The organism is Halomonas sp. BM-2019 (assembly GCF_017584085.1).
Genome location: NZ_CP071922.1, coordinates 1,463,689 through 1,477,985, shown reverse-complemented (window position 1 = coordinate 1,477,985; position 14,297 = coordinate 1,463,689). Strand labels below are relative to the sequence as shown.

Here is a 14,297-nt window from a genome sequence, read left to right as displayed (position 1 = left end):
GCCTGTTGAGCCGATCATGAGCCAGCTACTCTTTCATCTCGATTCCAGCCTTCCGACCAGCCTACAGCAGCAGCTGCGTGAGCAGATCGTCCACGCCATCCTGGATGGGCATATTCCGCTCGATGAGGCGCTGCCTTCGAGCCGCAAGCTGGCCCGAGAGCTTCAGGTGGCGCGCAACACGGTGATGCTCGCCTATGAGCAGTTACTCGACGACGGCTACTTGATCGCCAAGAGTCGCAGCGGCTATTTCGTCAACCCGGAGATCCTCGAAGGCCGCGCTGAGAAACCGGTTCGGCTCAACGACATCGATGCCGAGCGGATGCCCTGGGAGGAGTTGCTGACGGTACGCCCTTCCCAGCAGGAGACCATCAGCAAGCCCAGCGACTGGCATCGCTATGACTATCCGTTCCTCTATGGTCAGATCGATCCCACACTCTTTCCCACCCAGCACTGGCGGGAGTGCAGTCGCGACTCCATGAGCGTGCCGGCGATCCGCAGTTGGTCGGTCGATCATCTTAGCGACGACGACCCGCTGCTGATCGAGCAGATTCATCAGCGGCTGCTGCCGCGACGGGGTGTCTGGGCCAAGCCCGAGGAGATTCTGGTCACGGTCGGCACTCAGCAGGCGCTATGGATCGCCGCCATGCTGCTGCTCAAGCCGGGCCGGCAGTTCGGCATGGAGAACCCCGGCTATGTGGACATGTACAACATCGCGCGGATCTTCACCGACGACATTCGCCTGCTGCCGGTTGACGAGCAGGGGATGCGCCCCATCAAGGAGCTGACTCAATGTCAGCTGGTCTACACCACCCCTAGCCACCAGAGCCCCACCACGGTGACCATGCCGATGGAGCGCCGCCGACAGCTGCTGGATATGGCCGAAATCGACAACTTCCTGATCATCGAGGACGACTACGACAGCGAGACCAACTACCTCAGCAACCCCACACCGGCGCTCAAGAGCCTCGATCGGCACAGCCGGGTCATCTATGTCGGCAGCCTCTCCAAGACCCTGGCACCGGGGCTTCGGCTCGGTTATATGGTCGCCCACCCAACGCTGATTCGCGAAGCCCGTGCGCTGCGACGCCTGATGCTGCGCCACCCGCCAACCAACAACCAGCGCGCGCTGGCACTGTTTCTCGAGCGCGGGTATCACGATGCACTGATCCGGCATATTCATCAGACATTCCAAGCACGTTGGCAGCGCATGAGCGATGCCCTCGAGCGTCATATGCCCGACTGCTATACCCCTTCCACTTACGGTGGCTCCTGTTTCTGGATCAGGGGGCCCGAGGGGCTAGACTGCCAGCGACTTCAGGCGCTGGCTCGGGAGGAAGGTATCCTGCTGGAGCGCGGCGACCTGCACTACTTCGATCGCCCTGCCAAGGAGTACCTGCGCCTTGGCTTTTCGGCCATACCCGAGGAACGTATCGAACCAGGCCTTGAACGCCTGGCTCGACTTATGCCACTGGCAACGCCACGGAGCGAGTAGACACTGAACCCATCGGTTCTTAGAGCACTTCATCTTTAAGATAGTACCAGCGGTAGAGAAACCGCTGCCCGAAGCGCCGGAAGGGCGCGAATGCCTGGGATTCGACCATTTCGCGGATATTCGGAAACGGCAGCTTGGAGGTGAAGATGGGCAGATCGAGCTGCTTGCCGTCACCCGCGATCCACTGGGCCAGTCGGCGCCCAGCCTGGGCGGAGTACATGACACCATTACCACCATAGCCTAAGGCATAGTAGATACTCTCCTTGGGATCGGGTTGATGAATGCGCGGCATCATGTCGTGACTGACGTCTACCCACCCCCACCAGGAATAGTCCACCTGTATTCCCTTCAGCGCTGGAAATTTACGGTGCATATTGTTAATGAGTAGATTTTCATACTTTTTCTGCGGTGCATCGCGTCCCGTGATCGCACTGCGACTACCGATCTGCAGCCGGTTATCCGGCAGCAAGCGATAATAATGGCGCAGCACACGCGTATCGGTGATGACCTGGCGGGTATGCAAACTGCAGGCGTCGATCTCACTGGGAGTGAGCGGCCGGGTAACGATGGAGTTTGAGAGGATCGGCAGCAGACGGTTCTTGAGCTGGGGATGCAGGCTTTGAGACGTGTAGCCACCGGTGGCGATACCCACAGAGCGTGCCTTGACTACACCACCCGGAGTCTTGAGGTAATGAATACCATCACGCGTCTCCCAGCCGAGCACCGGACTTGAAGGATGCACCTTGGCACCCAGCGCCCTAGCTTTTCTTAGATAGCCAAATGCCAATTTACCGGCATGAATGCCGATGCCTTCTGGTTCATGCATGGCACCGGCGGCGTCCTGATCCCCCACCCAATCACGCTTGACCGCCTCAGCATCGAGGATCTGGGCATCGTAGTCGAAGGTGTCACGCAGCAGCTTGGCTTCCTTCTCGAGAACCGGCATGACCTTATCACGATGGGCCACATAGAGGTGCCCACCGTGCTGCGGCTCGCAGTCGATATCCTGGATCAGCGACTTGAAGGTCTCCATGCCATCCAGACACTCGCGATGCAGCTTGAGGGCGGTGTCCAGACCGTATCGCTCGATCCACTGAGAGCGCTTGAGGCGGCCCGAGGCGCACTGTGCCTGACCGCCGTTACGCGTACTGCAACCCCAACTGGTGCGGTTGGCCTCGAGCACCGTTGCCTTGATGCCGTATTCCTGAGCCAGGAAGATGGCCGCGGTCAAGCCGGTAAAGCCGGCACCTATTATCACGACGTCCACATCCATGTCCGCGGTTACTGGCCCATCGTCAGCAGGCGGCTCGCCCGCGGTACCGATCCAGTAGGTCGGCGCATAGTCACGGCCCTGCCCCGGCGTCGCGCTCTTGAGCGGATCGTAAGCCGGATCATAAGGCTGGGAGGGGGCCGTTGCGCGGCCTTGTTCATCTCCTGCCCTGCTGGCAACTGTCTCCATGGTCGACTCCTTGTTGTCGTTGGTGGGCCGTGACGATGCGATGTCCTTAGCGGTTGCCGCCCGCAACCGGCGGACGGTTCTTGCGGAAGGCATTCTTCACGGCGATCTTGCCATCACGGAAGGTAAAGGCGTCGATCATGCGCGCTTCGGATCGCACACCGTCGGTGGTCGTGCCCTTGTAGGTGGTTTCGGAAAACCCGCGATCACCGACAACGAAGTGTTCACCATCGACCCAGCAAGCATCAGGAGCAGTTTTCCAGGCGTTCTCCAGCCCTTGCCGCACCTCGGCCTGACCAACGAAGCTGTTGCCCTGCAGGTCCGGGCCGGCCACGGCGTGAAAGACGCAGTCGTCGGTCATCATGGACATGACGGCGTCGATATCATGACGGTTGAGGGCATCACTGAAGGCTTCGAGAAACGCTACGCTTGGCTGGCTCATTTTTTCTCCCGTCCATATGTCTTTTAAGTTCGAAGGTGAGTAAGGCCCAACCGCTGTTCAGGTCCAGCTGGAGCCTGCTATCGAGACTACTTTGGCAACCTGAACCCGCTTAGCTCCAGTTAACTGCGATCCGTTGGTCCAGGCAAAAAATATTATGCATTCAGTTGGTTACCGATATTCCAGGTGACCTTGGGCATTACACCGGGTGCATAGGGGGCAGGATCGATCAGCGGCGGGCGCCTGAGCAGCATGTCGACCATCAGCCGGGATGAGGCAGGCGCCAGCACCAGTCCATTTCGGTAGTGACCAGCATTGACGAACAACCCACGGATTTCGGGCACCTCACCGATAAAAGGGATCCCATCGGGTGCGGCGGGCCGCAGCCCTGCCCAGTGATGCTCAATGGGACAGTCTGCGAGGGCCGGCATCATGGCCAAGGCGCTCTGTCGCAGCGACGCACGGGCATCCGCCGTGGGCGTCTTGTCGAAGTCGGCGTCCTCCAGGGTCGAGCCGATCAACACACGCCCGTCCCCGCGCGGGATTAGATAGCGGCCGTCGGCCAACACCACCCGTTCGAGGAGCTGCCTGCCCTTGGCCATCCGCGGGGTGCGAAACAGCATCATCTGCCCCTTTACCGGGCGAACAGCCAGCGCCAAGCCGAGACGGCCGAGGAGCACGCCGCTCCAGGCCCCGGCACACAGTGCCACCTGGCCGGCCAACCGAGGCCCGCGTGAAGTCTCGACCCCGGTCATCCGTCCGTCCTCGACGCACAGCCCTTCAACCGCCAGCCCCTCTTCCAAGGTCACGCCCGGCAGCGCCATCAACCGAGCACGAAGCGCCTGGCAAAGGCGTGGATTACGAACGCTGCCCAGCGTGGGCATCCACAGCCCGGCTTCGATTCCCTCGGCCAGCCAGGGCTCCTTGGCATAGATGACATCGGCGCCGACCGCCTCAAGTGGCTTGTCGAATCGGCGCGCCCAGTCGAAGGCCCTGTCGCCATCGTCGACTCGCAGGTAGAGCAGCCCCCTCTGGCGATATTCTGGATCGATACCGGTCTCCTCGAGCAGCCGGGCGGCCAGGCGCGGGTACTCATCCTCAGCGAAACGCGCCAAGTTGGAGACCGGGTCGCTGTAGCGCCATGGATAGAGCGGTGAGACGATCCCGCCCCCGGCCCAGGATGCCTCCCGGCCACAGCGACCACGCTCCAGCAGAGTGACGGTCTGCCCGGCCTCGGCCAGCTGCCAAGCCGTCAGCATGCCGATAACGCCCCCACCGATGATCAAAACGTCGCTCATTGTTCTCCCCCTGCAATAAAATGCCCCGACCCGACGAACATTCGCCTGACGATCGGGGCAACCTGTGCCGAGTTTTTAGCTCAGTACGTTCGGGCTGTTCCGCTTACACGTAGTCCTGATACTTCTCCAGCAGGCGCACCGGCTTCTTCAGCGCATCCCGGCGGAAGGGGTCGCCCAGCTCTCGCGTGCACATCACCTCGATGATGCAGGTCTTGCCCTCGTTCATCTGCAGGTCCACCGCCTTCTTCAGCGCCGGGCCCACGTCTTCCAGGCGGTCCACGGTGATGCCCTCGGCACCCATCGCCCGGCCGATCTCGGCGAAGCTCTGGTTGTCCAGCTCGCCGGCCACGAAGCGCCGGTTGTAGAACTCCACCTGGTTCTTCTTCTCCGCCCCCCACTGGCGGTTGTGGAACACCACCGCGGTCACCGGGATGTTCTCGCGCACCGCCGTCATGGTCTCCATCAGGCTCATGCCCCAGGCGCCATCGCCGGCGTAGGCGATCGCCGGACGATGCGGCGCCGCCGCCTTGGCGCCGATGATGGTCGGCAGCGCATAGCCGCAGTTGCCGAAGCTCATCGGCGCAAAGAAGCTGCGCGGCTTCTCGAAGCGCAGGTAGCTGTGCGCCACGGCGTTGATGTTGCCGATGTCGGTGGAGACCATCACCTCCTCGGGCATCGCCTTCTCGAGCTCGCGCAGCACCTGCCGCGGGTGCAGGTACTCGCCGCCGGAGAACGGCGTCTCGCCCTTGGCTTCCTCGATGGCATCCAGGCTGAACGGGTCCTTCTCGTGGGTCCACGCGTCGAGCTCTTGTTCCCAGGCCGCCTTCTCCGACTGAATCGTATCGAGGCGCTGCGCTTTGGTGGCGTCACAGGCCAGCTCGCGCCCTGCCAGGCGCTCGGTCAGCGCCTCGGCAGTGGCCCTGGCGTCGCCGCAGATGCCCACGGCGATCTTCTTCACCAGCCCCAGCATCTTGTGGTCGGCGTCGATCTGGATGATCTTGGCCTCCTTCGGCCAGTAGTCCAGGCCGTGCTGCGGCAGGGTGCCGAAGGGCCCCAGGCGCGTGCCCAGCGCCACCACCACGTCGGCTTGCGAGATCAGCTTCATGCCGGCCTTGGAGCCCTGATAGCCCAGCGGGCCGCACCACAGCGGATGGCTGGCCGGGAAGGAGTCGTTGTGCTGATAGCTGTTGACCACCGGCGCGCCCAGCCGCTCGGCCAGCGCCTTGCAGGCGTCCACCCCGTCGGCCATCACCACCCCGCCGCCGGAGACGATCACCGGGAACTGGGCGCCCGCCAGCAGTTCGGCGGCCTCGTCGAGGGTCTTGGTGCCACCGGGGCCGCGGTCCAGGCGTGACGGCTGGGGAATCTCGCACTCGATCTCGCCGTAGAAGTAGTCGCGCGGGATGTTCAGCTGGGTCGGGCCCATCTCGGACATGGCGCGATCGAAGCAGCGCCCGGTGTACTCGGCCATGCGCGCCGGGTGGGTGACGTGCCCCTGGTACTTGGTGAACTCCTGGAACATCGGCAGCTGGTGGCACTCCTGGAAGCCGCCCAGCCCGATGCCGTTGGTGCCCGCCTCGGGCGTCACGATCACCACCGGGCTGTGTGCCCAGTAAGCCGCGGCGATCCCGGTCACACAGTTGGAGATGCCCGGGCCGTTCTGGCCGATCACCACCCCGTGGCGACCGGAGACCCGCGCATAGCCGTCGGCCATGTGCGCGGCGCCCTGCTCGTGCACCACCGGGACCAGGCGGATGCCGGCCGGGGCGAAGATGTCCATGGCGTCCATGAACGCCGAGCCCATGATGCCGAACATCTCGGTCACCCCGTTGGCCACCAGGGTTTCGACGAAGGCCTCGGAGGGGGTCATGGTCTGCTTGCCCTGCACAACCGGGCGGGTGTCTTGGATCTCGGGGGTGCTCATCGGGTCTTCCTCACAAGCGCATAATATTTTTATGGTACAAATAGTTCCGAATAATGGAACTTGATGAGAATCTAGCCTGTCCGCCACCAGGCGTCAACGACAAATTTCAAAAAACGGGACAAATTGATTTCTTTTAAAGAACCGCTTACCTTGGCGCCAAAGGGAGACCACGCCATGACCCGCCAAAAATCCGAGATCACCAAGCTAGACGGCGATACCCCGGCCCAGCGATTGCTGGCGCTGCTGGAGGTGATTGCCGAGAAGGATCAGTTCTTTACCCTGCAGAGCCTGGTCGAGGAGACCGGCCTGCCCAAGCCCACCCTCCACCGCATGCTGCAGCAGCTGGAAGGCTCCGGTATGCTGCAGCGCGAGGCCGATAGCCGCCACTACAGCAAGGGCAGTCGACTACGCCGGTTGGCCGAGAACCTGCTGCTCAACGACACCGTTCACGGCGCCCGCCATGCGGTGCTCAGCCAGCTGGTCGACGATATCGGCGAAAGCTGCAATATCACCGCCCTGTCGGGTGGCGAGGTGCTCTACCTCGACCGCGTCGAGACCTCTGAGGCACTGCGCTTCTACCTGCACCCCGGCTCGAGGGTCCCCGTGCACTGCTCAGCGAGCGGCAAGCTGTTCCTGGCCCAGATGAGCCCCGCCCAGCGCCAGCGGCTGCTGGGTGAGATCCCCCTCAAGCCATTCACCCGCAATACCTTGACCGACCTCGAGGCCCTCGAGGCCGAAATCGAGGCGGTTCGCCAGTGTGGCTACGCCTTCGATGACGAGGAGTTTCTTCCCGGCCTGCTCTGCATCGCCGTGCTGGCCCCCAGCCCAAAAGGCAAGTCCAACCTGGGTATCGCCCTCCAGGCGCCGATCATGCGCATGACCAGGGAGAAAGCCCTGGAATGCCTTCCGGCCCTGCAGCGCGCCGCCAAGGCCATTGCCGCCATCGACCAGCAGGCCATGCCACAGGGCGACAGCCTGGCCGGCTCGGAAGCCTGAACCTCAGCCGGGCGGTCAATACCCGCGCAGCGCGAGACCCGCCCCACCGAACCGGCAGGCTGGCCGGCCCCGGAGGACCAGCCAGCGGTGGGTCAGCGCGGACTCAACCCGCCAAGGAAGCATCTTCACGACGCGCGGCCGTCCTCTGGCGCCAGCGCTTGAGGTTGCGAACGGTGATCAGGATCAGCGACAGGACGGTCAGCGCCAGGAAAAATATCGTGATCTCATTGCGCAGCAGGATCGAATAGTCGCCGTTCGACACCTGCAGGGCGCGCCTCAGGTTGTTTTCCAGCATCGGCCCCAGCACAAAGGCGATCAAGAAGGGTGCCGGAGGGATATTCGCCTTGAGCATGCCAAAGCCCAGAATGCCGACCAAGAACATCACCAGTACATCGAAGGGGTTGCTGTTGACCGCATAGGCCCCGAAGACGCAGAGCACCAGCACCGCGGGGAAGAGAATGGTATTGGGAATATCGGCGATGCGAGCGAATAGCCGGATGCCCAGCTTGCCCCACATCACCATGAACACCGAGCTGAGCAGGATCCCGCAGAAGATGGCGTAGACGATATCGATATTGTCCTGGAACAGCAGCGGACCCGGCGTCAGGCCATGGATCATGAAGGCGCCCAGGATCACCGCCGTGATCACGTCACCCGGCACCCCCAGCGACAGCAGCGGAATCATGGTGGAGCCGCAGACACCGTTGTTGCCGGCTTCAGAAGCGGCGACCCCCTCCAGCTCACCCTTGCCGAAGTTTTCGCCGTTCCTGGAAGCCCGCTGCGCCGCCCCGTAGGAGACAAAAGCCGCCGGCGCCCCCCCGATACCCGGAATTGCGCCCAGGATAACCCCGATGAAGCTGCCACGCAGGATACTGCGGAGAGAGCCCTTGAACTCCTGCCAGCTGACCCGCGCATTGGCGGCCTCGGCAATCCGGGTAGAGACCCGGTAGCGCTTGGTGAACTGGTTGATGATCTCCGGCATGGCGAACAGGCCAATCAGGATCGGAATGAAATTGATCCCGGCGGTCAGCTCCACCTCGCCGAAGGCGAATCGCGGCGTACCGAAGATGATATCGAGACCGACACTCGCCAGCAGCAGGCCCAGCGCCGCGGAGGCCAAGCCCTTCATCAGGGAGCTTCCCGATACCCCGGCGATGATGGTCAGAGAGAAGCACATCAGGGCAAAGAACTCCGGCGGGCCGAAGCGCAGCGCGAAGGCCGCGATAAACCCTGCCAGGAAGATCAGCGCCAGGTTGGAGATGAAGTCGGCACAGGCCGATGAGTAGAGGGCCATGTTGAGCGCCTTGCCCGCCTTGCCCTGGCGCGCAAGGGGATAGCCATCCATCACGGTACAGGCGCCACCGGGTGTTCCCGGTGTCTTGATCAGGATGGCCGGAATCGAGCCACCATAGACCGCCCCCTTGTAGACCCCGACCAGCAGCAGAATGCCGGTGACTGGCGCCAGAGAAAAGGTGAAGGGCAAAACGAGGGCGACGGCCATGGTGCCGGTCAGACCGGGGATGGCACCGAACACGATACCCACCAGCACGCCAATCAGTATCGCCAGGACGTTGCCCCAGCTCAGGAACAGCTCGAAGCCTTGAGCGAAGTTGTCGATTATCATGAGAATTTCCTTCTGCTCGCTTGATACACAGCAGCGTTCGCAGGGTGATGAAGCAGGTCAGGCGAATCAGAAAATGGCGCGGAAGACCATCCTCGCCAAGGGGTCCGGAATGGGAATCCCCGCCACATAGACGAAGAAGAGATAGAGCGCCACCGGCAGCAGCAGTGCTACGGGAACCAGAATCCTCCAACGGCGCTCACCGTAGGCATAGCCCAGCAGCAGGATCCCAAGCGCAGAGGCGACCACCATTCCCACCCGGGTCATTGCCCAGAGATATCCCGCCAGCAGGACACACCCGACCACCAGGCCGGTAACGGCTTGCATGGGGGGGAGAGGTTCGTCACCGTCCTCGGCGTCGCTCGCCATCCCCTTCTCTTTCTCGAACCAGGCCATGGCGGTGAGCACCAGACCCGATATAAGAAGAATGGAGGTGGCAATCAGCGGCCAGAAGCGTGGTGAGATTTGACCTTCTCGTAAGCGGCTAGGCTGCGGCACACCTTCCGGTATAAGAAAAACAATAAGCAGAAAAGAGAGAGCCAAGACGAAAAGGCCAATACTGATTTCCTTAAGTCTTATGGTCATGGTAAACCCCGCCCTTGGTAGTCATCTTGAACAGCTGGGCCACTGATCTCGATGATTCAAACGGGGGCCGCCTGGCGAGCCCCCTCGAGACACCGATCCGGCATGCTCAGTTGGCGAGATCGAGCCGCTCGACGATATCGCGTATGACGGTGACCTGGCTGCCAACGAATTCCCTGGTCTCCTCAGGCGACATGATGCTGGGAATGGCCCCCAGGCGAACGACCGATGCATTCCAGCTCTCGGAGTCCTCCAACTGCGTCAAGGCTGCGGCCCAAGCATCGACAATCTCGCCATTCAGGCCGGGCGGTCCGACCAGCGCACTCCAGCCGACCCCGGCTTCCATGGTCTCATAGCCCAGTTCGGAGAAGGACGGCACATCCGACAGGTCATCGACACGTTCCGGGGTCGTCACGCCGAGTGGCTTGACCGTTCCCGAATTGATCTGGCCCAGCGCCGGGGAAAGGTTGACGCAGGAGAAATCCACATGACCGCCCACCACAGATGAAACCACTTCGCCATCGCCTTCATAGGGAACATGGTTGGCGGTGTCCGGATCGATCCCCTGACTATCGAGCAAGAGAGAAACAACCAGGTGGTTGCCGGTACCGAAACCCGAGGTGGAGTAGCTGTACTTGCCGGGGCTGGCCGCTACCCCTTCGCGCCACTCATCGAGGTTATCGTAGGGAGAGTTTGCGGGGACGATACAGACGAAGGCATCCAGAGAGAGCATGCCAAGATAGGTGAAGTCATCCCAATCATAGGGCGAGTCAGGATTCAAGGCGGGACCCGTGGCATGGGAACCATAGCGGGCCAACAGCAGCGTCTCGCCGTCAGGAGCCGCATTGCGCACGAAGTTCGATCCGACTACGCCTGCAGCACCGGTTCGGTTGACCACCAGCACGTTGCCCCCGATATAGTCGGGAATAGACGACGCCATGGTACGTGCGGCGAGGTCCGAGGATCCGCCGGGCCCATAGGGAGCCACCACGGTAATCGGTCCATCCGGGTAGTCGGCCAATGCACTGAAGGAGGTCATTGCCATGACTGATGCAATGGAAAGGGAGAGAGACTTGTTGGAGAGCTTCATTTCTTTCACCTGACGCTGTTGGCATTGTTGTAACTGTCGTCACCGTTGCGAAGGCCAAACCATACAGAACCTTCATCCGCTGACTAACCTTGACGCTACGTGCCAGCCACCCGTAGAAATAGAGCCAGTCGTGACCTCCGGATAATGCCAGTTGGCCGGTTTCTGAGGCTTGAAGTTGCCTTCCAGGAGCCGCTCGCTGCGCCCGCGCGGCAGCGCCCGGCTCAACCGCCGCAGGGTCGGAAGCAGAATCAGGATGGTGGCCATGGCCGCGATGGCCGGCGGATGGGCCCGAGCCCGCCGCCCTGGCGGGAGTCGTGCAGCTCCGCGGCGAAGTCGCACAAGGCTGCCTCGTCGCGCAGCCCAGGGAGATTGAGGGCCACTTCCGGCCGGAGCGGCCGTGTCCCCCTTTCCCGCTCGCCTCTGTCGGCCTAGAGTGGAGGATACCCCGTTCATTTCGCATCAGGAGTTACGCCCATGACGGCGCAAGACCGCCCCACGGCCTTGGCAGGAAACGGAAGACGCGCCCAGCTGTCGCTCTTCGCCCGCAACTTCTTCAAGCACCCCCGCATGCTGGGTTCGATCATCCCCAGCTCCCCCTTCCTGGTTCGACGCCTGCTCGAGCAGATCGACTGGGAGAACGTTCGGGTCGTGGTCGAATACGGGCCCGGGGTCGGGACCATCACCCGGGAACTCCTGCGCCGCATGCCCCCGGATTCGACCCTGGTGGTGCTGGAGACCAATCAGGACTTCGTCGATTTCCTCGAGCGCTCGTTACCGGACCCTCGCCTGCAGGTCATCAAGGGCTCCGCCGAGACGATCCAGGACGAGCTGTCCCGCCTGGGGCTGCCCGCCGCCGACTACGTGCTGGCCGGCATCCCCTTCAGCACCATGCCGGCTGACAGCCGCGAGTCCATCCTGAAGGGCAGCCTGGATGCGCTCTCTCCCCAGGGGTCCATGCTGATCTACCAATTCTCGTCCCGGGTACTGTCCGACCTGCGGCGCGTCTTCTCCCGGGTGGAGTGCGACTTCGAGCCCTTCAATATTCTCCCGGCGAGGCTCTACTACTGCCGCCCCTGAGGCGGGCAGCATCGGCCCCGGCGCCGGGTCGGGCGCGCTCGATGCCCGGCCGGCGGTTCGCCACCGCTGGCCTCCGTTAGCGAACCGGCATATGCTCGGATCACGCATGTTCCTTCGCTAGCGAAGGCCTGGAATCAATTCGGAGACAACCATGGCTGGCTTGCTACCCGATGTGGATCCCGATGGGCTGCTGGAGTATTCGGTGGTCTACACCGACCGCGCCCTGAACCACATGTCCGCCCGTTTCCAGACGGTGATGCGCGACATCGCCGGCCACCTCAAGCGGGTCTACCACGCCCACAGTGCGGTGATCGTGCCCGGCAGCGGCACCTTCGGCATGGAGGCAGTGGCCCGGCAGTTTGCCGCGGAGCGGCGCTGCCTGGTGATCCGCAACGGCTGGTTCAGCTATCGCTGGAGCCAGATCCTCGAGATGGGCCGCATCCCCGCCGACGTCAACGTGCTCAAGGCACGCCGCCTCGACGAGGATGACTCCAGCTCGCCCTTCGCCCCGGCCCCCATCGAGGAGGTGGTCGAGGCGATCCGCGACCAGCAGCCGGATATCGTCTTCATGCCCCACGTGGAGACCGCCGCCGGGATCATGCTGCCCGACCATTACATCCGCCGGGTGGCCGATGCCATCCATCAGCAGGGTGGCCTGCTGGTGCTCGACTGCATCGCCTCAGGCACCATCTGGGTCGACATGCAGGCGCTCGGCGTCGACGTGCTGGTCAGCGCCCCCCAGAAGGGCTGGAGCGCCTCGCCCTGCTGCGCCATGGTGATGCTCTCCCGACAGGCCCGCGAGGCCATCGACGAGACCACCAGCTCGAGCTTCTCCTGCGACCTCAGGAAGTGGCTGTCGATCATGGAGACTTACGAGGGCGGTGGCCACGCCTACCACGCCACCCTCCCCACCGACGGGCTGGTCAAGCTGCGCGACGTGATGGAGGAGATCGAGGCCTACGGCCTGGAGAAGGTGCGCGAGGAGCAGCAGGCACTGGGGGACGGCGTGCGTGAGCTGCTGGCCGAGTTCGGCTACCGAAGCGTGGCCGCGCCGGGCTTCGAGGCCCCCGGCGTGGTGGTCAGCTACACCGATGATGCCGGCCTGGTCGGCAAGTTCGCCCAGGCGGGCCTTCAAGTGGCCGGGGGCGTGCCGCTGATGTGCGACGAGGGCGAGGGCTTCCAGACCTTCCGCATCGGTCTGTTCGGCCTGGAGAAGCTCCACGACCGCGAGCGCACCCTGGCCAACCTGCGAAGGCCCCTGCAGGCGATCACCCGGGCCGAGCCGGTGCCGCCCGGCGAGGCCTGATCCGTTCACTCAGCCGAACGCCAGGGGGGCGGCCAACCGGCCGCCCCCCTTGGCGCAGGCGATCGCTCCCGACCGATCAGGTGCTGCCCATCCCCCGCGGCACGAAGCCCAGGTTATTCTCGACCGACTTGACCCCCGGGGTGTTCTCGGCCGCCACCTGGACGGCCATTTTCTCCTGCTGGTTCTCGACCAGGCCCCACAGCTGCACCTTGCCATCGGAGACCATGACATTGACCCGGTCGACCATCACCCCGGTGTTCTCGTCCACCTCCTTGAGGATCGCCTCGCGGATCTCGCGATCGTCGGCGGTCACGCTGGCCTCCAGGGCCGAGACGGAGAAGCCGCGCAGCAGGTTGGAGCGGCTGACGATCCCCACCAGCTGGTCGTTCTTCACCACCGGCACCCGCTTGATATGGTGCTTCTCGAGCAGCCGGGAGATCTCGTGAAGGGGCATGTCCTCCGCGATGGTGATCGGATTCGGCGTCATGATCTCGTGGGCACGCCGGCCGTGGGACTTCACGTAGTCGGCGGCATCCTGGCCGGCGAACAGCTTCAGCCACCAGGACTTGCGGCGCGCGGTGTCGTTCTCGATCCGACGCATCAGGTCACCCTCGCTGACGATGCCAAGCACTTGGCCACCATCATCCACGACGGGCACCGCGCTGATGCCGTGCTCCAGCAGCAGAGTGGCGATCTCGCGCACCTCGCTGCCGGGCGACACGGTGATGACGTTCTGGGTCATGACATCTGCAGCTTGCATGATGGCGCTCTCCAAGGATTGGTTGGAATACTCTCCAGAAGATAGCAACCCCGCGGCACCGACGCCTTGATGCGTGTCAGCCCCGACTTCCACGCTTCAGGCCAGCACCACCCGCGGCCCGCCCTCGCCGGCCGCGACGACCTCGGCCGAGACTTGTTATAGATTTCACGTTAACGCGCCGCCCCCACAACGCCAACCACAGGTGCCCGACATGACACTGCTGATGAGCCTGGTGGGCATGGCAACCCTGATCGCC

Annotated in this window: 12 protein-coding genes; 4 read left to right on the top strand and 8 right to left on the bottom strand. The window is 63.2% G+C overall.

Annotation, left to right across the window (positions count from 1 at the left end):
• The first annotated feature begins 16 nt into the window (after window positions 1-16).
• Window positions 17-1,492 carry a PLP-dependent aminotransferase family protein gene (locus J5F18_RS07450; RefSeq protein WP_346301639.1) on the top strand — a complete coding sequence of 492 codons (1,476 nt, stop codon included), beginning with the start codon at window positions 17-19 and terminating at the stop codon, window positions 1,490-1,492.
• Between the two features lie 19 nt (window positions 1,493-1,511).
• On the opposite strand, the gene J5F18_RS07445 is transcribed toward J5F18_RS07450, so the two are convergent.
• The 4 genes from J5F18_RS07445 to xsc all read right to left on the bottom strand — a co-directional run bounded on the left by J5F18_RS07445 (window position 1,512) and on the right by xsc (window position 6,609).
• Complete coding sequence (locus J5F18_RS07445; protein ID WP_346301638.1) at window positions 1,512-2,951, bottom strand: FAD-binding oxidoreductase; 1,440 nt, start codon at window positions 2,949-2,951, stop codon at window positions 1,512-1,514.
• Window positions 2,952-2,997: 46 nt separating this feature from the next.
• On the bottom strand, window positions 2,998-3,390 hold the full coding sequence (locus J5F18_RS07440; RefSeq protein WP_346301637.1) for a nuclear transport factor 2 family protein: 393 nt from the start codon (window positions 3,388-3,390) through the stop codon (window positions 2,998-3,000).
• A gap of 152 nt (window positions 3,391-3,542) precedes the next feature.
• Window positions 3,543-4,685, bottom strand: a complete 1,143-nt coding sequence (gene thiO / locus J5F18_RS07435; protein WP_346301636.1) for a glycine oxidase ThiO — start codon at window positions 4,683-4,685, stop codon at window positions 3,543-3,545.
• A gap of 103 nt (window positions 4,686-4,788) precedes the next feature.
• On the bottom strand, window positions 4,789-6,609 hold the full coding sequence (gene xsc / locus J5F18_RS07430; RefSeq protein WP_346301635.1) for a sulfoacetaldehyde acetyltransferase: 1,821 nt from the start codon (window positions 6,607-6,609) through the stop codon (window positions 4,789-4,791).
• A 174-nt stretch (window positions 6,610-6,783) separates the two neighbouring features.
• Between xsc and J5F18_RS07425 the strand changes: the two genes are divergently transcribed.
• Window positions 6,784-7,605: an IclR family transcriptional regulator gene (locus J5F18_RS07425; RefSeq protein ID WP_346301634.1), complete on the top strand. Its 822-nt coding sequence runs from the start codon at window positions 6,784-6,786 to the stop codon at window positions 7,603-7,605.
• 103 nt (window positions 7,606-7,708) lie between these two features.
• Here J5F18_RS07425 and J5F18_RS07420 read toward each other — a convergent pair whose 3' ends face one another.
• The 3 genes from J5F18_RS07420 to J5F18_RS07410 form a co-directional block, all read right to left on the bottom strand.
• Window positions 7,709-9,229, bottom strand: a complete 1,521-nt coding sequence (locus J5F18_RS07420; protein WP_346301633.1) for a tripartite tricarboxylate transporter permease — start codon at window positions 9,227-9,229, stop codon at window positions 7,709-7,711.
• Between the two features lie 66 nt (window positions 9,230-9,295).
• Window positions 9,296-9,811, bottom strand: coding sequence for a tripartite tricarboxylate transporter TctB family protein (locus J5F18_RS07415; RefSeq protein WP_346301632.1), 516 nt, complete (start codon window positions 9,809-9,811; stop codon window positions 9,296-9,298).
• Between the two features lie 106 nt (window positions 9,812-9,917).
• Complete coding sequence (locus tag J5F18_RS07410; RefSeq protein WP_346301631.1) at window positions 9,918-10,898, bottom strand: tripartite tricarboxylate transporter substrate binding protein; 981 nt, start codon at window positions 10,896-10,898, stop codon at window positions 9,918-9,920.
• A gap of 474 nt (window positions 10,899-11,372) precedes the next feature.
• Here J5F18_RS07410 and J5F18_RS07405 point away from each other — a divergent pair, with 474 nt between their 5' ends.
• Both J5F18_RS07405 and J5F18_RS07400 read left to right on the top strand, forming a co-directional pair.
• Window positions 11,373-11,975 (top strand): rRNA adenine N-6-methyltransferase family protein, encoded by a 603-nt coding sequence (locus J5F18_RS07405; protein ID WP_346301630.1) that lies wholly within the window; start codon window positions 11,373-11,375, stop codon window positions 11,973-11,975.
• Between the two features lie 151 nt (window positions 11,976-12,126).
• Window positions 12,127-13,281, top strand: a complete 1,155-nt coding sequence (locus tag J5F18_RS07400) for an aminotransferase class V-fold PLP-dependent enzyme (RefSeq protein WP_346301629.1) — start codon at window positions 12,127-12,129, stop codon at window positions 13,279-13,281.
• 76 nt (window positions 13,282-13,357) lie between these two features.
• Here the strand turns inward: J5F18_RS07400 and J5F18_RS07395 are convergent, their stop codons facing one another.
• A complete protein-coding gene (locus J5F18_RS07395; protein WP_346301628.1) occupies window positions 13,358-14,041 on the bottom strand; it encodes a CBS domain-containing protein in 684 nt (227 codons plus the stop codon).
• Window positions 14,042-14,297: the final 256 nt, after the last annotated feature.

Bases quoted from the DNA above. Each gene is read 5' to 3' on its own strand.
- J5F18_RS07450 (WP_346301639.1), top strand. From the start codon at position 17: ATGAGCCAGCTACTCTTTCATCTCGATTCCAGCCTTCCGACCAGCCTA.
- J5F18_RS07445 (WP_346301638.1), bottom strand. From the start codon at position 2,951: ATGGAGACAGTTGCCAGCAGGGCAGGAGATGAACAAGGCCGCGCAACG.
- J5F18_RS07440 (WP_346301637.1), bottom strand. From the start codon at position 3,390: ATGAGCCAGCCAAGCGTAGCGTTTCTCGAAGCCTTCAGTGATGCCCTC.
- thiO (WP_346301636.1), bottom strand. From the start codon at position 4,685: ATGAGCGACGTTTTGATCATCGGTGGGGGCGTTATCGGCATGCTGACG.
- xsc (WP_346301635.1), bottom strand. From the start codon at position 6,609: ATGAGCACCCCCGAGATCCAAGACACCCGCCCGGTTGTGCAGGGCAAG.
- J5F18_RS07425 (WP_346301634.1), top strand. From the start codon at position 6,784: ATGACCCGCCAAAAATCCGAGATCACCAAGCTAGACGGCGATACCCCG.
- J5F18_RS07420 (WP_346301633.1), bottom strand. From the start codon at position 9,229: ATGATAATCGACAACTTCGCTCAAGGCTTCGAGCTGTTCCTGAGCTGG.
- J5F18_RS07415 (WP_346301632.1), bottom strand. From the start codon at position 9,811: ATGACCATAAGACTTAAGGAAATCAGTATTGGCCTTTTCGTCTTGGCT.
- J5F18_RS07410 (WP_346301631.1), bottom strand. From the start codon at position 10,898: ATGAAGCTCTCCAACAAGTCTCTCTCCCTTTCCATTGCATCAGTCATG.
- J5F18_RS07405 (WP_346301630.1), top strand. From the start codon at position 11,373: ATGACGGCGCAAGACCGCCCCACGGCCTTGGCAGGAAACGGAAGACGC.
- J5F18_RS07400 (WP_346301629.1), top strand. From the start codon at position 12,127: ATGGCTGGCTTGCTACCCGATGTGGATCCCGATGGGCTGCTGGAGTAT.
- J5F18_RS07395 (WP_346301628.1), bottom strand. From the start codon at position 14,041: ATGCAAGCTGCAGATGTCATGACCCAGAACGTCATCACCGTGTCGCCC.